This window comes from Paenibacillus pectinilyticus, assembly GCF_001700435.1.
GTDB classification, from domain to species: Bacteria; Bacillota; Bacilli; order Paenibacillales; family NBRC-103111; genus Paenibacillus_E; species Paenibacillus_E pectinilyticus.
Map to the genome: position 1 here is coordinate 312,755 of NZ_LYPC01000028.1, position 23,883 is coordinate 336,637.

The following is a 23,883-nucleotide window of genomic DNA, read 5'->3' on the forward strand; positions in this document are numbered from 1 at the left end:
GAGGCAATTTAGTTATTCACATCGTTATCCACAGAAAATGAGGGGCAAATTCCGCCCCCCATCAAGCTTTTTACACTTTATTCATAAAGTTATCCACATTACCCACATTTAATTGTGAAAAAGTTATCCCTTTCATTGCCCCCTAAAAAAGGTTGATAGATCAATTTTTCTTGAAGTTATACACATTGTACACAGGGGGTGTGCATAACCTTGCTCACATGCTGTGTATATATCTAAGTTTTCTTACAATTTACTCGAAAAGCGCAAAACTTGTTGATTACGAAGCCGTTGTCGCCGTCGTTGTCGATGCTGTCTCTGCACTATTTTGCATACGAATAGCCTGGTTACAAGCTGAAATGAACGCTTTGGCTACGGCTACAAGGACGTCTTGGTCGATCCCTGTGTTCTTGTAGGTTTGACCATTCACTGAAATCGTGACCTCCGCTTCACCCGTTGCTTTCTCGCCTGTGGATAGCGAATGCAGCTCAAGATCTGCGAACTCCACATCCATCGGGATGGCTTGCTGCAGGCAGTGTACGATCGCTTCAATCGGGCCTTCGCCTGTACCGGAATAGACGTTTTCTGTGCCCGTTTGGTTGTTTCTGACGGATACGGAAGCAACACGATTGCGATCACTGCTCGATATCACTTGCATATGCGAGAGCGTGAATGGCTCCATTTGCCCATCAACGGTTGTGCCTACAAGCTCCATCAGTTGATCGTCGGTGACCATTTTTTGTTCATCTGCTTTTTCTTTGAAACGTGTGTACAGTGTATCCAGCTCTTCACCTGTAAGCTCAATACCGAATTGTCCAACACGATGCTTAAGTGCATGACGGCCCGAGTGCTTGCCAAGGATGATCATAGAACGCGGAATACCAAGCTTTTCTGGGTCCATAATCTCGTAGGTGTTGCGGTTCTTCAGAAGCCCATCCTGGTGAATGCCTGCTTCGTGTTGGAATGCATTGCGACCGACAATCGGCTTGTTGTAGGCAATCGGGAAGCCCATGATGCGGCTAACCATTTTGGATGTGTTAAAAATCTCACTCGTCACGATCCCCGTTTCCACGCCCATCGAATGCTTACGTGTTTCAATCGCCATGACGAGCTCTTCTAGGGAACAGTTTCCTGCACGTTCGCCGACCCCATTCACGGTTACTTCTACGTGAGTAACTCCCGCCGCAATAGCAGCAAGGCTGTTGGCCACAGCCAGCCCCAGATCATTATGGCAATGCGCGCTATACTCCACGGTATCGCCGCCACGTACGCTTTGACGCACTCTGCGGAACATCGCGCCGTACTCTTCTGGAAGTGCGTAGCCCACCGTGTCCGGAATGTTGAGGATTGTTGCACCTTCAGCGATGACTGCTTCCAGCACTTCGAAAAGGAATTCATCCCCCGTTCGCGTCGCGTCCATCGGCGAAAATTCGATCCGATCAACGAATTGCTTCGCATAGCCGACCATGGCGCGAGCCATCTCTACTACCTGCTGACGCGATTTGCGCAGCTGGAAATCTAGATGGATGTCCGACGAAGACAGGAACATGTGTATACGTCTGGATGCTGCGTCTTGCGTAGCTTTGACCGCTGCATCGATGTCGGCTTTGACCGCGCGGGCGAAGCCGCAGATCTCAATGCCTTGCAGTTCGCGTGAAATTTGCTGCACCGCTTGGAAATCGCCAGGGCTTGAGATTGGGAAGCCCGGCTCAATCGTGTCGATGCCCATTGCAGCAAGTTGTCTAGCGATGCGAATTTTCTCTTCTGGATAGAGGGAAGCGCCCGGCGCTTGTTCGCCATCACGTAGTGTTGTATCAAAAATGCGAATGCGTCGGTTGTTCGTTATATTGTTTTCCATGGTTAATTCCTCCTCAAGGTATGCCCGTTGTGGGCTGTTGTGATGTATGGAAGCGAGTTTTTGTGCTCGTGACTATTCGCTTAGTGTGTGATTATGGGTGGCATGTTTTTTTGGTATGCAAGCTGCTTGATGCTTGATTTTCAGCGTTACAGAAGGTGATTTCGCGTCCGGCGTTACTGTAGTGGATGTTTTTATCACTATAGCGAGAGATCTCACGGGGATGCGGCATCTCATCACCGCTGTGGACTGTGGCTGCAGCACACCTTCCACAGACGACAAAAAGACCCGTCATCTCCATATAAGAGACGACGGGTCTTCACCCAGCGCGGTACCACTCTTGTTGACTCCGTTAAGGAGCCCACCTCAGATCTAGTTAGCCCATTGCTAACTAGATCACCTGATCACGGAGGTCAATCCGTTCATCCCTAAAGGCTTACTAATAAGCCGATCAGGACGACCGCTTCCAAGCGAGTTCAGGGCGTTCTCGGTCTGCGTCGCATCAACCCGCAGCTTTCTGTACCGTAGACATGAGCCCTTACTACTCTTGTTCATTGCGTTTTTTATATGTGTCGTTACTCAATTATTAACTGCCATTGTGCGGTATGCGCATACCGCTACAACTTTCAGAACAACCAAAAAAGCCTGCCATCTCTATAAAAGAGACGACAGGCTTGAACCTTCCGCGGTACCACTCTAATTGATCCGAGCTGTTACACTCGAAACCACTCATGTACCTGATCACGGGGGTCAACCGTCAAGACCTACTTGGGTGCTGGATCCTAGGCATCCTTATCAGTCCTACCGCTCCCGGGCGAGTTCAGGTGACGTTTCGTCTGTGCTTTCACCAAGCGCACAGCTCTCTGAGCGAAACTGATCATGCCTTACTATTCCCGTTCGTTGCGTTTGAAAGTATTGATTGTGATTATAATATGCTAATTTTTCAAAGTCAATACAGTTATTTGAAAATTTATTTTTCAGCAGCAACTGAATTAGTCCGATTTTGCCTGCTTATTTTCGACTGTTGGAGGAGGCTAGCGACATTAGTTCGAATTAGCCAACTTAAAAAAACCAAAACCAGCTGTTACCCGAAAATCGGCTAATTAGTTCGGCGAAATCAAACTAAACCATCCTCAGGGTCGAACAAATCCGATTTAGTTCGGTTTTTCGTACTAATCCCTGTGTGAGATCCTACCACTCTTCTAATTTGAGCTGCGGCTCGGCTTTCAACTCCATGGAGTCAAACTCCTGCTTGTCCCACTTGAGGAATGCGGCGGCGCCTATCATCGCCGCATTATCCGTGCAAAGCCGGTGCGGCGGCACCAGCAGCGGCACACCCAGCTGCTCGCAGCGCTCGGCGAGCCTGCTGCGCAGCCCTTTGTTCGCGGCGACTCCGCCCGCGAGCAAGAGCTGTTTCGCGCCGTATTCCTTCACGGCGCGGCTCGCTTTCTCCACAAGCACGTCGATGATGGATGCTTGGAAGCCCTTAGCAATTTGCGCGACCTGAACGGTTTCGCCGCGCATCTTGCTTTGGTTGACGACGTTCAGCACCGCGGATTTCAATCCGCTAAAGCTGAAGTCGTAAGAGTCTGCCTCGAGCCAGGAGCGAGGCATTTTGATTTCGGAATCGGCTTCCTGGGCAAGCCGATCCACGTGCGGTCCGCCCGGGTAAGGCAATCCCATTGCCCGGGCAATTTTATCGTAGGCCTCGCCGGCCGCATCATCGCGCGTGCGCCCGATGATACGGAACTGGCCGGGGCCTTCGAGTAGAATGAGCTCGGTGTGTCCGCCGGACACGACGAGCGAAATCGAAGGATACTCCAGCTCATGAACGAGCTGGTTGGCGTAAATATGTCCCGCGATATGGTGCACACCAATCAGCGGAAGCTCTAAGGCGCAAGCGAGCGCTTTGCCCGCGACGACGCCAACTAACAGGGCCCCGATCAGTCCGGGGCCTTCGGTTACGGCAATAGCGGAGAGCTCATGAAGCACGACACCCGCTTCGGTAACAGCTTCCTCTAACATCCATGTAATGGACTCCACATGCTTACGGGAAGCCACTTCCGGCACAACGCCGCCATAGCGTTGGTGCGTTTCGATCTGACTGGAAATCACGTTAGAACGAATGATTTTGCCATCTTCAACAATCGCCACGGAAGTCTCATCGCAGCTTGTCTCAATCGCAAGAATATACACTGGTTTTGAAGTTTGGTCTGCCTTATTTCCTTCTTGTCTTTCCTGTACCTGATCTTCGTTACTCACCATATCCACCTATCTGAAAGCCTCAGTCATTGAGACTATCCTTTCTACGTTTGGGCAGATCTGCCCACATGACGACAGCGTCCTCACGATTATCTGTATAATAACCTCTGCGTATGCCTACGGAGCGGAAACCTAACTTTTCATATAAATTTTGAGCCACATAATTCGAGGTTCTTACCTCTAGCGTCATTCGAATCGCACCTAGGAACGCAGAAGTCTTCATCAATTCGCGCAGCAATCGTTCTCCGAGCTTGCGCCCTCGATATGTGTTTTTGACAGCAATATTCGTGACATGCGCCTCTTCCATAATCAGCCACATGCCGCCGTAACCAGCCACTTCGCCTTCGTTATCCATAATCATATAATGCGCGAATTGGTTATTGTTCAGCTCATTCTCAAAGGCACCCTTCGTCCAAGGTGTTGTGAATGCCTCCTGCTCGATCTCACAAATAAAAGGGATGTCTTCCATGGTCATCGACCGGAATATTAACGAATTCTCGATCGCCTGCGGTTGCCGCTGCTCCATCTATCAAAGCTCCCCTTTCTTTGTCTGCAGGCCTGCTAGCAGATTGGCTTCCGCTTCAGGCAGCCTCGTGTAATTCGGCACAAAAGTATGCAAATCGGCCTTCTCACCCTTCGCCAATCTCGGGAAAGCGAGCTGTCCAATATATTGCGCTTCAATGTCATAAGGTATCACACTCACATTGCCCTTAAAATCTTGCGTAAAGTTTGCTAGCTCGTCCGCAAAGCCAACGGTCTCTCCAACAAACAGAATTTGTGTAGGTGCATCCTGTTCTCCCTGAGAGCTGATCAAGCTTTGGATTTGCTCCATCCAAGGTCCAATCACACGAATGCCATCTGGAATAACTTCATGCCAACTAGCATGAGGCTCACCTTCTGGCGTCAAAGCTGTTGCTCCTTCAAAGCCATACACAGCCGTGAAAGCCTGCTTCCTTCTTCCATCCATGAGGGGCACAATCCAAGTCTTGGCATCTGTTGTTTTTTCATAGTCGTCCTGTACAGAACTACCAATAGCCATTGCTTCTAAACTAGACACGCCAATTAAGTCTAAGCCGAGTGACCAAGCGAATGTCTTCGCTACCGAAACAGCAATCCGAACACCTGTATAGGAGCCCGGACCTTGACCAGCAGCAACAGCGCTGAGGTCTTTCGGTTTCATTCCTAGACGTGCTAATAAGTCTTGTATATGGGGAAGCAGCCCTAGCGAATGGTTACGTTCTGCGTGGGAGCTTATTTCTCCAAGCAGTTGTCCATTTTCCAAAATAGCCACTGTCATGGCCGATGTTGAGGTATCGATCGCTAAGCATCGAACTGTATCTTTTATCCGTTCACTCATTGTAAATGTCCGTTCTCCTTCATCTGTATACACCAGCTTTGATACGGCGAGCCGTATGGCGTAAGGTGAAATACACGTGTTAGATCTGCCTCTTGGGTGATCCTAATACTGAGTCTGTCTGGCGGCAGTAAATCCTCAATTAAGCTTGACCATTCGATCAGCGTAACCCCTGCCCCATAGAAGTAATCTTCTAATCCCAACTCGTCTGCTTCCTCTTGTGAAATGCGATACATATCCATATGGTAAAAGGGAAGACCTGCTCCCTCATATTCTTTGATAATGGTAAACGTCGGTGAATTCACATGCTCTGCTATTCCCATAGCTCTGGCGAATCCTTGCGAGAATCTCGTTTTGCCTGCACCCAAATCACCGTCTAATGTTAGGACAGATCCGGGTTGTAGAAACGCTGACAACAAAGTTCCCAAGCGATCTGTGTCTTCTTCGTTCTGAGAATGAAACTTAAATGTGGATTGAGTCAGTGATCTCATCCCTTTCTTCCGTTTGCGCATACTGCTTCTATTATAGTCCTCGCCAGTAGGTGACAGCAACCTATCAGAGAAAAAAGCCCTCCCCGATTCAGAATCGGAGAAGGCTTCATTTGCCATGCGGACCTTAGTGTACCTCTTCAAGCTCTCCTGCTGGCACGACCCGAGCATCTGCGGGATTACCTTCCGCGTGTACTTTGACGAGACCTTTACCGGAGTCTACACTGTCAATCCAGACAGACATCCCGTTCAAGTCCACCTCAATTTTCTCATCAGCAGCTAAAATTTCTTGAGCGCGGTGAACATTCATTGTCCATCCAGTACGGATTCCGGATGATCCATCGTATCCGTGGTTGAGTGGTCAATTAAACCATTGTGTATGGTGACGTTTCCGCCCCCAAGACCCTCGTTAATCATACGATCAATGTCCATGAAATAATCATCCTTACCTTCATTGCCCGTATCTTGCGATAAATTCGATTCTGAAGCCATCCGTGAATCCCTCCTTTGGTTCGCTATTTGGGTTATCATATTGCTCTTATAACTTTTCCAATCTCAGCCCTAACCATTCTCTTAAATCCTTGCCGTATAAAGGAAGTGCATCAAGAGAATACTAGTACAATAACGTATGTTGGGGGAGGATTTCAGCGATGCATACCGTGTGGAAAGGCGCGATTAGCTTCGGCCTTGTTCATGTTCCTGTTAAAATGTTTTCAGCTACAGAAGACAAAGATATCTCGATGCGCTACATACACAAAACTTGTATTACACCGCTATCCTATGTTCGAAAATGCCAGACTTGCGAGAAGGAAGTAGAGTGGGAAGAAATCACGAAGGGCTATGAATATGAGCCAGGGCGCTTTGTGCTTTTTGAAAAAGATGAGCTTGAGGAAATCTCCGGGGAAGCGAATAAAGAGATTAAAATTCTGGACTTCGTTAACTTGACGGATATTGACCCTGTTTATTTTCAAAAGACGTACTATCTCGGTCCTGGAGATACGGGTGCAGGTGCCTACATGCTGTTGCTCGATTCCATGCGTCAAACAGGCAAAATCGGCATCGCCAAGGTATCGATTCGCTCCAAAAGCTCGCTCGCCGCAATTCGTGTGATCGAGAACTGTTTAGCGATGGAAACGATCTTTTACCCCGATGAAATTCGTCCGATTTCACAAGTTCCGAACCTTCCCGAGAAGGTGACGGTCAATGAGCGGGAGATGGAGATGGCGAAGATGCTGATCAATCAACTCTCTACCCCTTTTGAACCTGAAAAATATAAGGATGAATACCGCGCTCGATTACTCGATGCGATTGACCGTAAGGTTGCCGGCGAAGAAATACAATCCGCACCGGAGCTGCAAAAAACGAGCGTCATCGATCTAATGGCTGCACTTCAAGCGAGCTTGAATGCAACCAAGCCGTCTGATGACAAAATAACGATAAACGAAGATGCTTCGCTTACGGATGAAAAACCAAAGAAACCGGCGGCAAAGCCGCGTGCTCGAAAAGCTAAGGAACCTGTCTCCTGAGTGAACTGAGAATGCTACATGAGGTGCCCTATCTGACAAGATGGGGCACTTTTTTGACGGTAATAACTACGACAATGATTGAGGAGGAATACAATTTGAATCTTGAACCATTGATTCCTTTTGAGCCCGTAAGTACAGACGAGCTTCCTAAAGGTGATCATTTCATTAGCCAAATCAAATGGGATGGCGTGAGAATGTTACTATATTTTGACGGGAGTACAACTAAACTATTCAATCGAAGAAGTAACGAGCGAACATTGCAATATCCTGAACTCACGCAAACCAAGGATTTCTGTTCAGCTCGATCTGTCATTTTGGATGGCGAAATCATTGCACTTTCGCAAGGCAAGCCTTCTTTTTACGAAATTATGAGACGTGACAGCGCTAGAAAATCAACTACAATTGCCAACGCGGCGCGGCAAGTTCTTATCACTTATATGGTATTTGATGTCCTGTACTGCGATGGAACTTGGGTGACTCATCTAAGTCTTAAAGAGCGACAAGCTGCGCTAGATAAAATCATTCAGCCCAATCAACACGTACAACTGGTTACAAGTCACAACGATATGGAGGCGCTGTATAACGTTGTGGCGGAGCATGATTTAGAAGGTATTGTGATAAAAGACCTAAACAGTACCTACCTAATCAATGGAAAAGATAAGCGTTGGCTTAAAAAGAAAATGTTCAAAGACCTTTTCGCAGTTGTCAGCGGTGTTACTTACAGAGATAAAATGGTTAATTCACTTTTTTTAGGTTTATACGATGATCAGAACCAGTTATGGTACATCGGAAATGCAGGAACAGGCAAGCTTACCGTTCATGACTGGCGGATGATCACGGAGCAAGTTCAACATTTAATAATGCGTGAACGCCCTTTTATTAACCAGACGGATCGAGAGAAAGAGGCGGTATGGATTCAACCCCAAATAGTTGTTAAGGTCACTTTTTTAGAGTGGACCCCCAACAGAACCTTAAGGCATCCTAGTATTCAAGCATTTGTAACGAGGAATGTGAAGGAATGCAACTTTGGTCAGAATTAGGTTGGAACTACTTAAATTATTTGAAATAAAATTTCAATAAGAAATATTAATTTAAAATTAAGTTACAAATTTCGAAGGAATCTGTCGAAGCGCGTCGAATCATTAACCAACTAATTACGTATGTCTTTTTTTTCCACAGAGTTGGGAGGCATGCCAATAGAAACTAATGGTGGGTGAGCGACTTGAAAGATGTCCTAAAGAATGCTATTTCTTCAATCAAACAGCTTGAAAATCCGGCGAAATCGGTAGGGATGAAGCTGTTCCTGATGTTTTTCGCCAGCATCTTATTTTTCGTCATGGTTGTCGGTGCCATTTCTTACTTCGTCTCGAAAGACGTGATTAAGAACAACATGGCTGACTCCAGTCTACAAACAGTAACGCAAGCGGGGCAAAAGCTAGATTTCCTCTATCAAACTTTTGAAGATTTGACCCTGCAAGTGATGTACAACGATGATTTGCAGAAGCTATTGGAGAAAATGTCCAAACTAGATCCTCTATCGTACAATGCAGCTGATACTAGTCATCAACTGACGGAAAAATTGAACTTCGTCGCTTTTTCCAACAAAGTCATCAAAACACTTCGCATTTACAGTTCGGATGGCAAACTCCTAGTCGGGACAGGCGGTGGCGGTTATGAATCCGATGCGAGTGTTAGTGATACCGCTTGGTTCAAGCAGATTAATGAGGCAGGCGGTAAAGCGGCTTGGCTCGACAGTAAATTGAAAGGATATTCGAGCGATTCCACCAGCACCTTCGGGATTGGACGCATCATTAGCAACGCGACTTCCGCCGTACTGGTTGTGGAGTTTAGCACGGATATTTTGAAAACCGAATTAGGAAGAATGACGCTGGGCGAGAACAGCTCTGTTGTCATTACGAACAGCAGCAACATAAACATCGCGACACCTGATATGACTGAATTAGAAAAAACGGCTAACATCCAACTGACGAAAGAACAGCTTGAAGAGGACCAAAATTCGTTTACGACGAAGGATGATCATCTAGTTGCCTATTATAGATCGCCAGTTTCTGGCTGGAATCTGATCGGAGACGTTCCAGTAAGCTCTATGGTCAAAAAGGCTAAGAAGATTTTCAACTATACGCTGATCGTTGCTTTTTTCGCGGCTATTGCAGCTCTTCTGATTGGTCTATTCGTTGTCCGCATGATCGGAAGACCACTGATCAACTTGCGTAACCTGATGCAGCAAGGGGCTATGGGCAAGCTGACCGTTCGCGCGAATTACACAACCCAAGATGAAATCGGTCAATTAGGCACTAGCTTCGATATCATGATGGAGAAAATCACAGGTTTAGTTCAACAAACTAGCGCTTCTGCTCAGCAAGTATTCGAAACGGCGGCCGAACTAACGAATTCCTCTAAGACAACCGCAAATGCTGCCCGAGAAATTGCTCTCGCTACCGAAGAAATTTCAGGAGGTGCCGCCGGTTTGGCCACAGAATCAGAGCGCGGCAATGAGCTGACGCAGCATATTGGCCAGCAAATGAAAAACGTCATTGCGGCGAACTTCGAAATGGGCACAGCGGCAACGGATGTGCAAAGTTCTAGTGAACTCGGCACGAAATACATGGCTGAACTTATTGATAAAACGAGTCTGACAGAAGAAATGATCCGCTCCATGGTGAATAAGGTCGATAATTTAAAAGACAGCACAAGATCAATCCGCCAAATTCTCGATGTACTGAACAATATGACGAAGCAGACGAACATCTTATCGTTAAATGCAACCATCGAAGCCGCACGTGCGGGCGCAGCGGGTAAAGGATTCATGGTCGTGGCTGATGAAATTCGCAAACTTGCGGATCAATCGAAACAGTCCATCTATGTGGTCGGCCAAATTACAGAAAAAATTCAAATTGAAATCAACGAGACAGTGAAAGTGCTGTCTACGGCAACACCGATTTTCAAGCAACAAATTCAAGCGGTGAAAGAAGCGGATACCATTTTCCAACAAGTCACGGCGCACATGGGCGGCTTTATTGTTCAGCTCAGCACGGTCAGCGACTCCATTAGTACGCTCGAGCAGTCGCAAGAAGTACTATCTGATGCCATGATGAACGTCAGCGCAGTTGCTGAAGAGTCACTTGCCACCTCCCAAGAGGTAGCTTCCTTGAGCACAGAACAGCTCAGCATTAGCAATGGCTTGGTCAGACTATCGGAACAGCTTGACCAACTGTCCAATTCACTTAACGAGACATTGTCTAAATTCGAGGTTTAAGCTTCATCGTATGCAAAACGGCTCTATTCGCCTTGTTGGCGAAAGAGCCGTTTTTTGTCATTCCTACTTGAGAAACCGAACGAATCCTCCAGCCAAAAAATTAGTATATACAGCGCTCCATAATTTTGAGATATTTACATCATTGTTTATTTAACTATCTACCTGGGGGCACTTATGATTGTTCTTGCCATTCTCATCTTTTTACTTACGATTACCTTTGTCATTTGGCAGCCGAAAGGCTTGAGTATTGGTTGGTCTGCATCGGCAGGGGCCGTGCTTGCCCTTATTTTCCAAGTCGTTTCCCTGCATGATGTCGCCACGGTTACGGGCATCGTGTGGAATGCAACGCTCGCTTTTGTCGGCATTATCCTCATCTCCATTATTCTGGATGGGATTGGATTTTTCGAATGGTCCGCGCTTCATATGGCACGACTTGCCAAAGGCAATGGCAAGCTCATGTTTGTCTATGTCATCCTGTTAGGCGCCGCAGTTTCGGCTTTTTTCGCGAATGATGGCGCAGCATTAATCCTAACGCCAATCGTGCTCGCAATGGTCAGAGCTATGAAGCTACCGGACCACACCATTCTCCCGTTCATTATGGCGAGCGGATTTATCGCGGATACCACCTCGCTTCCTTTTGTCATCAGCAACTTGGTCAATATTTTATCAGCTGATTTCTTCGGCATTGATTTTGTGACATATGCAAGCCGAATGTTCGTGACGAGTTTATTCTCGTTAGGCGCAAGCTTGCTCGTTCTTTATCTTTTTTACCGTAAACAAATTCCTAAGAGCTATGATATCGCTGAGCTAAGACGACCATCCGATGCGATTAAGGATAAGAAGCTGTTCCGCATCTCCTGGTGGATCCTTGGCCTTCTGCTTATTGCCTATATGTGTAGTGGGTTTATTCGGATTCCTGTTTCCCTGCTCGTTGGAGCTGCCGCTCTCGGCTTTGTACTCATAGCTCGCTCGAGCGCCGCGATGGATACGAAGAAGATTCTGAAAGAAGCGCCATGGGCTGTTGTCGTTTTCTCCATTGGCATGTACGTGGTTGTCTACGGATTGAAAAATGCAGGTCTTACGGATGCGCTCGGTGATCTCATTGACCTGATTTCGGGCAAAGGCTTGCTGGCTGCCACTGTCGGAATGGGATTCTTAGCGGCGATCCTGTCTTCGATTATGAACAACTTACCAACCGTGTTGATCGACTCCCTTGCCATTCAAGGTACACAAACAGAGGGCATCCTGAGAGAGGCCCTTATTTATGCCAATGTCATTGGGACCGATTTAGGTCCGAAAATGACTCCTATCGGTTCACTAGCTACCTTGATCTGGCTTCATGTGCTCGCCAAAAAAGGCGTGAAAATCACATGGGGCGGCTACATGAAAGCAGGGGTCATCTTGACAATTCCCACCCTGCTTATCACATTAGTTGGCTTGTATCTATGGCTGCACGTGGTCGCCTGATCAGTCAGACCGCTTACCTCCTGCTTACATCAAGTACCTAATATCTTTTTACCACGCGGCGTACTGCCATTCGGATCTGGCTCTAAGGTCACCCCGAAAGAGTCGATTTGTACATCCTTGATCTTCGCAGGGATCGTATAGGTCAGGACGCCCGTTCCTTTCTCATCCACGCGTAAAGTTCCACAGTTGTAACGCTTCCCGCTTCGGTTATACCACACCTGATAGGTCCAATCCCCCTGTGTTTCCTTGAGTCCTTGCAGACTAATCACCACGTTGTGACTATCGCCATTTTGCAGCACATAGGCAGTGCCTGAGGCGGTTGGCATCGTACTTTCAAATGATTTCAACTGAAAGGTATGCATAATTTCGGCTGGTTGATTGAGCGCGATATTCGTAAGGGGACCTGCAGCTTGCTGATGACTGTTCCACCAGATGCCAACAGCAAATCCTAATACAATAGCAGCTGAGCTGCCGTATAACCAGACGAAAGAACGTTTTTTCTTTGGTGATATTGCGGGTTCAGGGGTAAGCGCTTGGATACTCTGCATAACCTGCCCTTTCAAATCCGCGGGTACTTCCATTTCATCCATGTCAAAAGGCAGCGCCTCCCAAACATTCTGCAGCTCCGTTAACTCCTCGCGGCACGTGACACAAGTTCGCAGATGCCGTTCGAAAGCAGCGCGTTCCCAAGCCGTGCAGTCGCCAGTCAAATAGTTGACCAAATAACTGCAATCTACCATTTCCCGTTCTTCCATAACGTCATCCCTCCCTCAGTGATGTCAAATGCTTACGTAGTAATTTCAAGCCTTGATGCAGCCGGCTCTTAATCGTGCCAATCGGTTCATTCGTTTGCGTAGCAATTTCACTCAATGAATAGCCCTGCCAATACATCAGATCAATCAATTGAACCTGACTTTCAGACAAATGGACATATGCTCCTTGAATCTGCTCCCCGATCCATTTCCGCGACACCACGGTTTCCGGATCTTCATCCTTGGCAACGAACGACCGCTCCCATTCCTTGGGCTCAAAATGGATATCTTGGTCAACCTTGCGTTTCTTCCGCAGGCAATCAATCGTAATATTACGTGTTATGGTAATGATCCAGTTGACGAAGGCGCCCTTACTCGCATCGTAGCCCTTCTCCGTCGTCCACAAGCGTGTGAATACAAGCTGTACAATCTCTCTAGCTGCTTGTTCTTCCTTGGTGGATTTCAATGCAAAAGAGTAAACAAGCTTCGCATAGCGGTCGTATAGCTCCTCTAAAGCTGGATGATGCTTACTCATGACCAGCTTCATGAGTTCCCCATCTGTTCGATTTCGCATAGTGCAAATACACCCCGAGTCGACATGACTTATATTATGATTCTACCTTATCCTCAGCTGGAAGACTTGGCAATAGTTTGTGACAAAAAAGCACTCCAACCCGCCTGAACACCAGCATGTTGGAGCACCCTGTAACTCTGAATCATCGTTATCTGGCTTGCGTTTGCGCTGGGTCGAGAACGAACCACACTTTCCCTACATTCTGACCCGTGGTATCCCCTGGATGATGGTCCTTAACCCAATAATAAAGCGGCCAGCCTTTATACGTGCTTTGCATCGTGCCATCCTTCCGTGTCAACACGCCGAAATCGCTGGCTTGGAGATCTGAAGAAACCGTCAGATTCGCATCGTAGAAGATCGGCCAATTGGCGAGACAAGAACCTACACAGGAATTCGGATCCCCCTTATCCTTCGTAAACAAGTACAGCGTCATTCCATTGGCATCCACGAGATACGTGCCTAACGAATCAGACTTGCTTGTTTTCACTGCTGTGTTAGTGGCTTTGGTCCCCGCGAAAGTCGCTGGATCTACGACATACCAGACATGACCTACATCCTGACCTAACGTATCGCCCATTTTCTTATCATTCACCCAGTAATACAGTGGGAAACCTTTATAGGTAGTCTGCATACGGCCATCGGAACGAACCAGCGTGCCGAAGTCGGCTGAATTAACGCCTGCTGGTGCCTCAATCGTTGGCGCATAGAATACCGGCCATTTCTCTAAACATGCCCCGGAACAGTTACTGACACCTTTCGTATCCTTATCGAAATAGTAGAGCGCCATCCCGTTTGCATCCGTCAAATAATTGCCAAGGTCGGTTTTCGTGCCTAGAGCCACACCGCCGTTTGCAGGTTTGATAACGAACCACGCTTTGCCAACGTTATTCCCCAGCACATCGCCAGCTTTCACATCCTTGATGAAGGTATACAATGGCCATCCTTTATAGGTAAGTTGATCTTTGCCATCTGCACGCGTGATAACGCTGAAATCGGTCGCATGGAAATCAGCAGGAACGGTGAAATTATTCGCATTGTAGATCGGCCAGTTAGCCAGACATTGTCCCACACAAGCGTTAGGATCCGCAACATCCTTCGAAAAATAGTACAACGTCATCCCCTTGTCGTTACTGAGATAGCTGCCCACTGCATCGCTTTGCTTGATAGTCAGCGTTGGTTTAGCAAGCTCATCAAGCTTCGCTGTATCGAGCTTTCCTTTGGCTGCCAGATCCGCAGCTAGTGTGCCTGTCATCCCTTTCATTGGCACTTTTAACGCTTCAAGTGTAGCCGTTGCCATATGTAAGTTTTTGAAATCTTTCACCGATGCCAACTGGGATAACCCATGCTTCGCAGCAAAATCGAACACATCTGCATATGCAAAATCAACACCTTGGCTGTAGCCTAACGATTCCAGCATCACTTTATACACCTGCTGCGCCGTCACGCTTCCGAGTGGATTAAACATGTGCTCTGCTGTTCCTTGCCACCCCAGCTCAGGGTGCATGCTCAAGTAACCGAGCATCGCTTGATTCGCTGTTGATACACCGCTTACATCTTTGAAGCTGGACGTCCCCTTGTACGCTAATGCTTCCGCCTCAAGACCATGCAACCGCAGTGACATCACAGCAGCTTGCAGCCTCGTTGTTGATTTCTCAAGATAATCTGTTGTCAGTCCACTGCCCTCTCCTTGCAAAATCCCAAGATCTCCCGCTACATCCGTCTCGCTCTGAACCTTCAGCGGTTCCGCTGCCGCAGCAGAAACGGCCGTCACTCCCAACGCAATGCCAAACAACACAATGGAAGATAATCCTATTTTTTTATAATGACTCATGCCTCATGGCCTCCTTCATGTTTCTATTTAGAGGAAACGTAGGGCAGCTTCAAGTGGTTTGCTAGGAGAGAAAGCTTTTTTTACAAAGTTTGAGACCCCTCCGGAGAGGCAATACTGAAAAGTACCGATAACAGGCTCAGGAGGAGCGATTCCAATGGCGTTCAAAGCAGAGAAAGGCACGCTGCTTGTCGAAGGCAACGAGTTAACGATTACGAATCCGAATAAACCGTTATGGCCCGATCTTGGCATTACAAAAGCGGATTATCTTACGAAATTATGCGAGCTCTCTCCCTATCTTTTGCGCTACTGCCGGGATCGCCACTTAACAACGATTCGTTACCCCCACGGGTATGCGGACAAATCCTTTTATCAGAAAAATGCCCCCGACCCCGTCCCTAGCTTCGTTAAGCTGGCACCGCTCGATGGCATTCATTATGTGAATCTGGATTCCTTATCGACGCTGATATGGCTGGGGAATCTGACCTGCCTGGAATTCCATCCATCATTTCACCGCGTTGGCGAAACACTTCCTGCTGAGTGGCTGATCGATATCGATCCTACTTTGGAAGAGGAGCCCCGCATCATGGAAGCGGCACAAATCATCGGCGAAGTTCTGGATTCGTTACGGATTCAGTCCGTTCCGAAGACGTCCGGCGCGACAGGTGTACAAATTTACGTCCCAATCCAGGTTGGCTACACGTTTGAGGAGCTGCGGAAAGTCGGACACTTCATCGCAACCTATGTCGTTAAGATGCATCCGAAGCTGTTCACCATCGAGCGTTTCAAGAAAAATCGCGGTGATAAAATATACATTGATTATCTACAGCACTGGTATGGGAAAACACTTTCCGCACCTTATACCCCGCGCGCCACTAAAGATGCTACAATCTCAACCCCGCTTCTTTGGAAAGAAGTTGCGCTGCGCCCAAGCCCTCGCGAGTTTAATCAGCTTTCGATTATGGCGCGACTGCGCACATATGGCGATCTGATCGAGCGCGTCGCGCCTCAGAATTTAGATGCCGTTCTCTCTAATTTAAAAGAGTAGCCCTATACAGAGCTACTCTTATTCCATCTAGAACAATGGTGACAATAAATGGGCAATTGCCTCTTTTCTTTTTTCCATCTTCGATCTCATTACGAACTCTTCTAGCTTCACTTCGGTACATTCCTCTAGATCCATCACGAAATCGCGCTCCAGGCGCTGAATGATTTCTTCGTCAAACATCACAGCATTCAACTCGAAATTACTGAAGAAGCTGCGCATATCCATATTCGCCGTTCCCACGGTTGCCATCAACTCATCGATGAGGATGATTTTCGCGTGAATGAATCCTTTTCGATATAAGTAGAAGCGTACACCGGCTTGCAACAACTCCTGCAGATAGGAACGAGAAGCGTATTGCACAATGCGGGAATCCCCTTTGTAGGGCAAAATGATGCGTACGTCAACGCCTGAGATCGCCGCTGATTTCAGGGCCATGATAATACTCGGATCCGGAATGAAATACGGGGTCGTTACCCAGATCCGATTCTTAGCTGTAATTAATCCTGCAAAGTACATTTCTTGAATTGCATCCCAACGGGTATCAGGACCACTTGAAATCACTTGAACGAGTGAAGGATTCATCTCTTTATGTACCGGATATAACTGGGCTTCCGCTGTCAACTTTTCACCACTTACAAAGAGCCAATCCGTTAGAAAGGTACGCTGTAACTCGTTGACGGCATCCCCATGTATCATTAAGTGGGTGTCTCGCCAGAAGCCAAGTTTGGGATTCCCACCCACATATTCAATGCCGATATTTATGCCGCCAACAAAGCCGACCAAGCCATCTACGACGATAATTTTACGATGGTTTCGGTAATTCAAGCGTTTATCAAAGAATGAAATCAACGGCTTGAGGAAAGGATGAACGGCAATCCCTGCTTGTTTCAATGTATCGATGTACGATTGAGTTAGTGTATGACTCCCCATACCATCATAGATAACCCGAACCGTCACACCTTCCTTCGCTTTGCGGATCAACGCTTCTTGGAACTTCAAACCAACAGCATCATCGCGTATCGTGTAGAACTCAAAATGAATGTGGCTTCTCGCCTTCGCTATCTCCTGCAGCATGTGTTCATAAGTAGTATCCGCATTCGTGAGCACCTTTACTTGGTTATTCGGAGTTATCGGGGCATCAGGTACGCGGCGAAGCCAGTCTCGTAGACGCAGATCCTCGGGCAGGAAGCTGTCTTTCCCCATCAATTCCTCTGAAGAAATCTTCACTTGCGTATGCCGCGACTGTCCACTCGTGCCATGACCGTGGACTTTTTTTCGCCTCGAGTACTCCCGTGCGATGAAATAGTACATAACGAACCCAATAATTGGGAAAATAAACAGAATACTCAACCACGCCACCGTTTTGGCAGGTCTCTTATATTCGCTGATCAGAATCGTAGCCGCCTGGAAGATAAATAGCAGTAGTATTACGATAATCCAAATCATATGCCACATCCCCTAACCCTGCATCTTCATGCTCAGATAGCTTTTGCCAAGGTTACCATCCCTATACCTACTCTGCTGACACCTAGACCTAGAAACAAGCAACCTCTCAGACAGCTAAATAAAATTTTCCAACTTTCGTAATAAAATCCTATTTGATTGCAGAGAATAATCTACGCATTCCTATGATCATCATTTTGAACACGGCAGGAGGTGCCTCGCTTGGCTAAAACACCCAAATATTTGATGAAAAGTCTCCTGCAAAGACGTACAGGTGGACAATCAAGCGCCGCAGCCGAACAACCTTCCCGTCTAGATCTCGCACTCGACTACTCCTTTATTGAGGAACTTAAGAAAACAAAACTTTCGCTGCTATTGGAAGAAAATCACGCGTTTATTAAGGATCTATTTCAGGAATGCTCGGATGTCGTCGTCCGTGAATTCGAAATTGAGCCGCATATTCCATCCTTGCTGTTGTTCGTGGACGGCCTAACAAATACACAGCTGCTGAATGATACGATGAAATCGCTTATGCTGCTTGGCGGCGGCGAAACCTCAATTGATCGCATTGCTAATGTGATCCTGCCTGTCTCCCAGACGCAGATCTCCGATAATTACGGTGATTTACTTGCTTCCGTCTTAGGCGGCGATGCAGCCCTTCTTGTAGAAGGGAACGCTAAAGCCATTCTGCTCGGTATCCGTGGTACGGAGAAACGTTCGGTTGGTGAACCCGAGACCGAAACCGTTGTGCGTGGACCTAGAGAAGGCTTCGTCGAGAGCATTCGTACGAATACTTCCATGATTCGTCGTAAACTGAAGACGCCCCATCTAAAAATGAAGTCCATGAGCGTAGGCAAAGAAAGCAATACGAATCTTGTCATTTGCTATATGGATGATCTCGCGATGCCTTCCTTGGTTGAAGAAGTCGTCAAGCGAATTGAGCAAATCAAGATCGACGCCATCTTAGAGTCCGGCATGATTGAAGAGCTGATACAAGACGATGCTTATTCGCCATTTCCACAAATGCAATATACGGAACGTCCGGATGTTGTCGCATCTGCGCTGCTTCAGGGACGAGTTGCCATCCTCACAGATGGTACGCCATTCTGCCTGATCGCCCCTTTCGTGTTCATTCAGATCATGCAAACGAGTGAGGATTATTATGAACGTTTCCAGATTAGCTCACTCTTGCGGATTCTTCGTTACATTTTTATGTTTCTATCCTTAACGACACCTGCACTATACGTTGCTATTACGACGTACCATCAAGAACTACTACCTACAACATTGATGCTTAGTGTTGCTGCTTCCCGGGAGGCGATTCCATTTCCCTCCGTCGTCGAAGCCTTCATTATGGAAATTACCTTCGAAGCCTTACGAGAAGCTGGTATCCGACTACCTAAAGCGGTCGGTTCCGCCGTTTCTATCTTAGGCGCACTTGTCGTTGGACAAGCTGCCGTCCAAGCCGGAATCGTATCGGCTCCGATGGTTATTGTCGTCTCCATTACAGGTATTGCATCCTTCACGATTCCACGGTTTAACGGTGCGATCGCCATCCGGATGCTGCGTTTTCCGATTCTGATTGCCGCGTCAATCTTCGGCTTCTATGGCATCTTCTTCTCATTAATGATTCTGTTCGGGCATATGGCGAATCTCCGTTCCTTCGGCGTCCCTTATCTATCACCGATCGGTCCATTATCCGCCAGTGATATGAAAGATACACTGATACGTGCTCCCCTATGGCAAATGGGAAAACGTGCTGAATTTATGGCCATTCAGGATAACACAAGCTTGGACAGTGAGCTGCCAATGGAAATCAAGAAAGAGGGGGGCCTAGACGGCAGTAACATTGATCACGTGCATAAAGCGAGCAAGGAGGAGCAACAAAATGATAAATCCTAAGCCACGCGTAAGACTCGTGATCACTTTACTACTCACTGCAACGCTCCTTACCGGATGCTGGGATCGTACAGAAATTAACGATATCGCTTTTGTACTGACATCATCTGTTGATATAGACGATGACGGTAAATACCGTGTCGCTTATATGTTTCCGCTTCCTGGCTCCATGGGGGGCGCGAGCGGAGGCTCTGGCGGTACTGCAGGAAACAAAAGCTACTACATTGATTCGGAGGTAGGTACCTCCTTTCGAGATGCGGTGAGCAAGCTCCAAACACGCCTGTCAAGACGCATCTTTCTTGCGCATCGAAGAACGATTGTCGTCGGCGAGAAGTTTGCTGCCGCTGGAATTGATCAATTGTTCGACGTTCTCCCACGATCACCTGAAAACCGAATGACAACCTTACTTGTTGCTACGAAGGGAAAGGGATACGACTTACTCAATGCAGAACCTAAATTCGAACGGTTTCCAGCTGAAGTAATTCGCGAACTGACCAAATCTCCCCGTGCAATGTCTACCACAATGAAGGACATCGGCTTGGCTTTAAGCTTCCAAAGCGATCCGATTATGGGCTATCTTGAGGCTCGCAATTCGAAAGGTGCTAAAGAGCCCTCTAATGAAATTCAACTGATCGGCTACGTGCAATTTAAGGGAGATAAAATGGTCGGCATCTATAAGAAGCAAGAAGCGAATGGGCTCATGTGGCTTCGGGATCAAATTGAGGATCAGCAGCTCACATTCTCAGTACAGGATGGCAAGCTTATTTCCATCAATGTGCTCGGTGGCAAGGTAGCGATTTCGCCTAAGGTACAGGAGGATAAGGTTGTTTTTGACATTGTGGTAACGGCACGCGGGGCTGTAAGAGAAGACCAATCTGATGAGAATCTGTTCCAATCGAGTATCCTTCATAGTGTGGAGGCCAAATTCGGGGAGGAAATCAAAGACTCCATGCTTGCGACGATTAAACAAATGAAAAAAGAAGGCACAGATTCTGCCCATCTTGGTCTAATCGTTTGGCGAACTTTTCCTCAGAAGTGGCGAACACAGTTTGAAGGCAATTGGGAGCATTATTTCAAAGAAGCTGAATTCAATATCCGGGTAGATGCTTCTATTCCAGATACTGGTGTAATTAACCGCAATTTGACCAAGGAAGGGACCTAACTTATGACGGGGATTTTTAACATCAGTTTTCTCCTCCTTCTTGTAGGTTCATTCATTCTCGACCGCAAAATGCTGCTGCAAGCAAGAACAGGTATCAAGTTAATTTATGGTATTGCCGTTGTATCCATCCTTGTCAGCCTTACTTGCAACTACTTTCATGTTATTTTACCGATGCCAGCTCATTTTTTCGTGCAGCAGGTTTCTCCCTGGCTCTCACGCGTTCTCGGCTTTTCAACATAAGGAGAAAGAAAGGGGGTGTTATCCATCGATAAGAATCAGATCATTAATCAACGTCAACTTTCTTGGCTAGCATCTTCTATTGTGACAAGCGGGGGCATCCTCACCTTACAAAATGTATTAATACGCGTGAATCAAATGGATGCTTGGTTTAGTTATATATTTGCTATTTTATATGTATTCCTAATAGCTAGCTTTTTCGGCTATATGGCGAAGCTCTATCCAAATAAAAATATTTTTGAAATATCCAAAGAGGTGCTGGGCCAATGGGGAGGAACTTGCGTTAATTTGCTCATTTTGTTTCATTTCTGGCAAATAGTTGTCAGAGACGTCTCGTCCTTATCGCGATATAGTACAACACTGTTATTACATGCCACACCACTAGAAATATTAATCTTACTCAACTTTTTGTTACTCATGTATTTTGGCAAAACGAGTGTAGAGGTCATTGCCCGTGTAAATGATCTGTTCTACCCTCTGTTTGTCATTACGATCATGATCATGCCGCTGCTCCTATCGAATGAGTTTTATTTACGACTCACTACACCTGTACTGACGATGCCGCTTCAACATTGGGCTTCTACCTCCATCCTTACACTTGGAAGCGCTGGTGATATTTTCATTCTTGGTGCCTTTCTACATATGCTTTACAATTCCAATCATGTGAAATCGGCAATCCGACATGGTTCTTTACTCGGTTTTTTCCTGCTGACGCTGATTCTCTTCTCCATCATTGCTGTACTTGGACCTAAGATGCCAGCGAATTTCACTTATCCCAGCTATAATTTGGTCCAAATGATTCATGTTACTGACTTTCTAGATCGTCTTGATCTAATTGTGATGATGATCTGGTTTCCCACCGTTACATGCAAAGTCATTGCAATTTATCTGGCCCTACTCATCGGTATCAGTTCCTTATTCCGTGAGCGTAACTATCCATTAATTAACAAGCCTATTGCGCTATTATTAACTTTAAGTGCATGCCTATCCTTCAAAAGCACCACTGAACTGCTGGCCTTTTCCAACTTCAGTTCACCCGTTATTGTTCTCGCCTATCAGCCTCTTATCATCGTAGTTATCCTAGTTGTGGGCGCGATAAAAAAAAGAAAATCTCAGAACGCTGCCACTTCTGCCTCAGAGGTTACGCAAACTCCAAAACAACCTAGTCAAAATGCTGGAAAACTCAGTCAGCGTTTAACGTATTCGAATTGGTTATGGGGTGGAAATGTCTTGTTGATACTATGCGTCATGTGTGTGCTTATAGGGCACATGTTCAGTGAGAGAGTACCGATCATTGGTATGATTTGCGCGGTTGGTTTCGGTTTATGTCTCCTGCTTTCAACCTTAACCACCTATATGGAGCTTACGAAATTGAAGCAAACAGAAGCCAGTAACTAATAGGAACCCCTGATGTGAATTTATAATTGGAGGAATGCTTATTAGATAGAAAAAAGCACCCGCCTAAGCGGGTGCAAATACGTCATATCTAGACGGAAACCGGATGACTTAACCGGCTTTTCGCAACTTTCAAGTAGCCATTTACATTCAAGTATTCACTTTCCGACGTGAATCGCAATTTCATAGCTCCTGCTGCATCCTGGATATACGGCTTCAGCGCAGCTGCTCCGCCGCCGATGACGTAGAAGCATTGAATATCCGGGCATTTGCGCCAGCGTTTCTTGATCATTTCAACCATCCGCTGGGCTGCTCTTTTGAAATGTTGATCCACGATCGGGCGAATATCAACTTGTCCTTCGCCTGGCAGCTGAATCGTAAACTGACGGTTCTTCACGCGTTGTGCAAGCTTCGCACGACTTGGGAACAGGTGGCCGTAAGCATCTTCAACATCGCGAATAATCGCATCTAGGTACGTCGCGAGGCCGATCTGCTCACCGTGGCTGAAGTGGTTATCGATCGCCATGCGTTTGATAACTGGGAAATCTGTTGTCAATGCACCGATTTCACACACACCAATGCAGCCGTTGTAGATTTCTTCGTCTTTGACCTGCAGACTGTCATGTGTCGCCAAATGGAACATGGCAGCAGCTCCCTCAATGGAGACAGCTACTTTGCGGATCGATACTTTGATTTTCCGATTATGGAATTGCGGCGTTGAGAGGAAAGTAACTTCATGCTCGCCAAGCAGCCGATGTTCGAATGTCTGATTGTATTTCGCAAAAGTACGCACAGGCAAACCCGTACCTAGTGTGTATTCAACTTCGTCCACGTTGCCATAGCCAGGATTAGCCGCTTGGTTCATGAGCCCCTGATAAGCAAGTGCAGTTAGTGCAACAATGAGGGATTGATCAGATAGCGCTTTATTATCTGTATCTTCGAGCTCCAGGTTATCCTCATGCTCCAAAGCAAGCTGCCCTACGAAATAACGTTGATTCCGTTGCGAAAGACTCGGGCTGTAGATGACAACATCCAGTGCTTTCCACGGTGAATCTTCTTCTTGCAAAATGTGTCTTTCGTAGCCCGGCGCAATGATATTCGGAATCACGAACGGTTCTCTAGACCCATCCAGCACCAGCTTAATACTATCGTTCCCTATGTCAATACCTGCAAGCTTAATCATGTGTGCCTCCACTCCAAATCTACAGCTTTTCTGTAATTGTGTTAGTACATTCGATCATATACGACAGGATTCCTTCCTACTTAAGACTCATTTTCCTAGGACTAGTAGGTAGATAGGCAGGTTTTTATCACAATAT

General features: G+C 46.8%; 21 protein-coding genes and 2 other annotated features. Of the genes, 9 read left to right on the plus strand and 12 right to left on the minus strand.

Features of this window, described 5'->3' with window-relative positions:
- Positions 1–277: 277 nt before the first annotated feature.
- From A8709_RS29250 to A8709_RS29280, 7 genes are all read right to left on the minus strand, one after another.
- A complete protein-coding gene (locus A8709_RS29250; protein WP_065857906.1) occupies positions 278–1,855 on the minus strand; it encodes a 2-isopropylmalate synthase in 1,578 nt (525 codons plus the stop codon).
- 298 nt (positions 1,856–2,153) lie between these two features.
- Positions 2,154–2,416: a binding site (T-box leader), on the minus strand.
- Between the two features lie 94 nt (positions 2,417–2,510).
- Positions 2,511–2,762: a binding site (T-box leader), on the minus strand.
- A 281-nt stretch (positions 2,763–3,043) separates the two neighbouring features.
- Positions 3,044–4,117 carry a tRNA (adenosine(37)-N6)-threonylcarbamoyltransferase complex transferase subunit TsaD gene (gene tsaD, locus A8709_RS29255; protein ID WP_065857908.1) on the minus strand — a complete coding sequence of 358 codons (1,074 nt, stop codon included), beginning with the start codon at positions 4,115–4,117 and terminating at the stop codon, positions 3,044–3,046.
- Positions 4,118–4,136: 19 nt separating this feature from the next.
- Complete coding sequence (gene rimI / locus A8709_RS29260; RefSeq protein ID WP_065857909.1) at positions 4,137–4,640, minus strand: ribosomal protein S18-alanine N-acetyltransferase; 504 nt, start codon at positions 4,638–4,640, stop codon at positions 4,137–4,139.
- 3 nt (positions 4,641–4,643) lie between these two features.
- Complete coding sequence (gene tsaB / locus A8709_RS29265) at positions 4,644–5,471, minus strand: tRNA (adenosine(37)-N6)-threonylcarbamoyltransferase complex dimerization subunit type 1 TsaB (protein ID WP_065857911.1); 828 nt, start codon at positions 5,469–5,471, stop codon at positions 4,644–4,646.
- Positions 5,468–5,959 carry a tRNA (adenosine(37)-N6)-threonylcarbamoyltransferase complex ATPase subunit type 1 TsaE gene (gene tsaE / locus A8709_RS29270; protein ID WP_065858725.1) on the minus strand — a complete coding sequence of 164 codons (492 nt, stop codon included), beginning with the start codon at positions 5,957–5,959 and terminating at the stop codon, positions 5,468–5,470. Before tsaE ends, tsaB begins: the two co-directional genes overlap by 4 nt.
- A 124-nt stretch (positions 5,960–6,083) precedes the next feature.
- Positions 6,084–6,266, minus strand: coding sequence for an H-type small acid-soluble spore protein (locus tag A8709_RS29275; protein ID WP_065857912.1), 183 nt, complete (start codon positions 6,264–6,266; stop codon positions 6,084–6,086).
- Positions 6,263–6,448, minus strand: a complete 186-nt coding sequence (locus A8709_RS29280) for a hypothetical protein (RefSeq protein ID WP_065857914.1) — start codon at positions 6,446–6,448, stop codon at positions 6,263–6,265. Before A8709_RS29280 ends, A8709_RS29275 begins: the two co-directional genes overlap by 4 nt.
- Before the next feature lie 158 nt (positions 6,449–6,606).
- Here A8709_RS29280 and ku point away from each other — a divergent pair, with 158 nt between their 5' ends.
- The 4 genes from ku to A8709_RS29300 all read left to right on the plus strand — a co-directional run bounded on the left by ku (position 6,607) and on the right by A8709_RS29300 (position 12,226).
- The gene (gene ku, locus A8709_RS29285) at positions 6,607–7,482 is read left to right on the plus strand and encodes a non-homologous end joining protein Ku (RefSeq protein ID WP_065857916.1); all 876 of its coding nucleotides are present in this window, start codon (positions 6,607–6,609) and stop codon (positions 7,480–7,482) included.
- 95 nt (positions 7,483–7,577) lie between these two features.
- Positions 7,578–8,522, plus strand: a complete 945-nt coding sequence (locus tag A8709_RS29290) for an ATP-dependent DNA ligase (protein WP_065857918.1) — start codon at positions 7,578–7,580, stop codon at positions 8,520–8,522.
- A gap of 182 nt (positions 8,523–8,704) precedes the next feature.
- Positions 8,705–10,759, plus strand: coding sequence for a methyl-accepting chemotaxis protein (locus tag A8709_RS29295; protein ID WP_244163343.1), 2,055 nt, complete (start codon positions 8,705–8,707; stop codon positions 10,757–10,759).
- Positions 10,760–10,933: 174 nt separating this feature from the next.
- The gene (locus tag A8709_RS29300) at positions 10,934–12,226 is read left to right on the plus strand and encodes an arsenic transporter (RefSeq protein WP_065857920.1); all 1,293 of its coding nucleotides are present in this window, start codon (positions 10,934–10,936) and stop codon (positions 12,224–12,226) included.
- 29 nt (positions 12,227–12,255) lie between these two features.
- Here the strand turns inward: A8709_RS29300 and A8709_RS29305 are convergent, their stop codons facing one another.
- The 3 genes from A8709_RS29305 to A8709_RS29315 all read right to left on the minus strand — a co-directional run bounded on the left by A8709_RS29305 (position 12,256) and on the right by A8709_RS29315 (position 15,383).
- A complete protein-coding gene (locus A8709_RS29305; protein WP_065857922.1) occupies positions 12,256–12,981 on the minus strand; it encodes an anti-sigma factor in 726 nt (241 codons plus the stop codon).
- Between the two features lie 4 nt (positions 12,982–12,985).
- Positions 12,986–13,552: a sigma-70 family RNA polymerase sigma factor gene (locus A8709_RS29310; protein ID WP_065857924.1), complete on the minus strand. Its 567-nt coding sequence runs from the start codon at positions 13,550–13,552 to the stop codon at positions 12,986–12,988.
- Positions 13,553–13,700: 148 nt separating this feature from the next.
- Positions 13,701–15,383 (minus strand): hypothetical protein, encoded by a 1,683-nt coding sequence (locus A8709_RS29315; protein WP_065857925.1) that lies wholly within the window; start codon positions 15,381–15,383, stop codon positions 13,701–13,703.
- Positions 15,384–15,537: 154 nt separating this feature from the next.
- Here A8709_RS29315 and ligD point away from each other — a divergent pair, with 154 nt between their 5' ends.
- Positions 15,538–16,428: a non-homologous end-joining DNA ligase gene (gene ligD, locus A8709_RS29320; protein ID WP_065857927.1), complete on the plus strand. Its 891-nt coding sequence runs from the start codon at positions 15,538–15,540 to the stop codon at positions 16,426–16,428.
- 27 nt (positions 16,429–16,455) lie between these two features.
- Here the strand turns inward: ligD and cls are convergent, their stop codons facing one another.
- Positions 16,456–17,874: a cardiolipin synthase gene (gene cls / locus A8709_RS29325; protein WP_065857929.1), complete on the minus strand. Its 1,419-nt coding sequence runs from the start codon at positions 17,872–17,874 to the stop codon at positions 16,456–16,458.
- A gap of 243 nt (positions 17,875–18,117) precedes the next feature.
- On the opposite strand from cls, the gene A8709_RS29330 reads away from it, so the two are divergent.
- Genes A8709_RS29330 through A8709_RS29345 form a run of 4 tightly spaced genes read left to right on the plus strand, consistent with a single transcriptional unit; the run spans position 18,118 to position 22,567 of the window.
- Positions 18,118–19,773, plus strand: a complete 1,656-nt coding sequence (locus A8709_RS29330) for a spore germination protein (protein ID WP_065858729.1) — start codon at positions 18,118–18,120, stop codon at positions 19,771–19,773.
- Complete coding sequence (locus A8709_RS29335) at positions 19,760–20,932, plus strand: Ger(x)C family spore germination protein (RefSeq protein WP_065857931.1); 1,173 nt, start codon at positions 19,760–19,762, stop codon at positions 20,930–20,932. The genes A8709_RS29330 and A8709_RS29335 overlap by 14 nt, the downstream gene beginning before the upstream one ends.
- Before the next feature lie 3 nt (positions 20,933–20,935).
- Positions 20,936–21,172: a hypothetical protein gene (locus A8709_RS29340; protein WP_065857933.1), complete on the plus strand. Its 237-nt coding sequence runs from the start codon at positions 20,936–20,938 to the stop codon at positions 21,170–21,172.
- Positions 21,173–21,187: 15 nt separating this feature from the next.
- Positions 21,188–22,567 (plus strand): GerAB/ArcD/ProY family transporter, encoded by a 1,380-nt coding sequence (locus A8709_RS29345; protein WP_084225603.1) that lies wholly within the window; start codon positions 21,188–21,190, stop codon positions 22,565–22,567.
- An 88-nt stretch (positions 22,568–22,655) separates the two neighbouring features.
- Here A8709_RS29345 and A8709_RS29350 read toward each other — a convergent pair whose 3' ends face one another.
- A complete protein-coding gene (locus A8709_RS29350; protein WP_065857935.1) occupies positions 22,656–23,747 on the minus strand; it encodes a ParM/StbA family protein in 1,092 nt (363 codons plus the stop codon).
- Positions 23,748–23,883 lie beyond the last annotated feature (136 nt).

Coding starts and splice junctions, on each gene's coding strand:
- A8709_RS29250 (WP_065857906.1), bottom strand. CDS start 1,855: ATGGAAAACAATATAACGAACAACCGACGCATTCGCATTTTTGATACA.
- A8709_RS29335 (WP_065857931.1), top strand. CDS start 19,760: ATGATAAATCCTAAGCCACGCGTAAGACTCGTGATCACTTTACTACTC.
- tsaE (WP_065858725.1), bottom strand. CDS start 5,959: ATGAGATCACTGACTCAATCCACATTTAAGTTTCATTCTCAGAACGAA.
- rimI (WP_065857909.1), bottom strand. CDS start 4,640: ATGGAGCAGCGGCAACCGCAGGCGATCGAGAATTCGTTAATATTCCGG.
- A8709_RS29275 (WP_065857912.1), bottom strand. CDS start 6,266: ATGAATGTTCACCGCGCTCAAGAAATTTTAGCTGCTGATGAGAAAATT.
- A8709_RS29350 (WP_065857935.1), bottom strand. CDS start 23,747: ATGATTAAGCTTGCAGGTATTGACATAGGGAACGATAGTATTAAGCTG.
- A8709_RS29300 (WP_065857920.1), top strand. CDS start 10,934: ATGATTGTTCTTGCCATTCTCATCTTTTTACTTACGATTACCTTTGTC.
- tsaB (WP_065857911.1), bottom strand. CDS start 5,471: ATGAGTGAACGGATAAAAGATACAGTTCGATGCTTAGCGATCGATACC.
- ku (WP_065857916.1), top strand. CDS start 6,607: ATGCATACCGTGTGGAAAGGCGCGATTAGCTTCGGCCTTGTTCATGTT.
- A8709_RS29305 (WP_065857922.1), bottom strand. CDS start 12,981: ATGGAAGAACGGGAAATGGTAGATTGCAGTTATTTGGTCAACTATTTG.
- A8709_RS29330 (WP_065858729.1), top strand. CDS start 18,118: ATGAAAAGTCTCCTGCAAAGACGTACAGGTGGACAATCAAGCGCCGCA.
- ligD (WP_065857927.1), top strand. CDS start 15,538: ATGGCGTTCAAAGCAGAGAAAGGCACGCTGCTTGTCGAAGGCAACGAG.
- A8709_RS29340 (WP_065857933.1), top strand. CDS start 20,936: ATGACGGGGATTTTTAACATCAGTTTTCTCCTCCTTCTTGTAGGTTCA.
- A8709_RS29310 (WP_065857924.1), bottom strand. CDS start 13,552: ATGCGAAATCGAACAGATGGGGAACTCATGAAGCTGGTCATGAGTAAG.
- tsaD (WP_065857908.1), bottom strand. CDS start 4,117: ATGGTGAGTAACGAAGATCAGGTACAGGAAAGACAAGAAGGAAATAAG.
- cls (WP_065857929.1), bottom strand. CDS start 17,874: ATGATTTGGATTATCGTAATACTACTGCTATTTATCTTCCAGGCGGCT.
- A8709_RS29315 (WP_065857925.1), bottom strand. CDS start 15,383: ATGAGTCATTATAAAAAAATAGGATTATCTTCCATTGTGTTGTTTGGC.
- A8709_RS29280 (WP_065857914.1), bottom strand. CDS start 6,448: ATGGCTTCAGAATCGAATTTATCGCAAGATACGGGCAATGAAGGTAAG.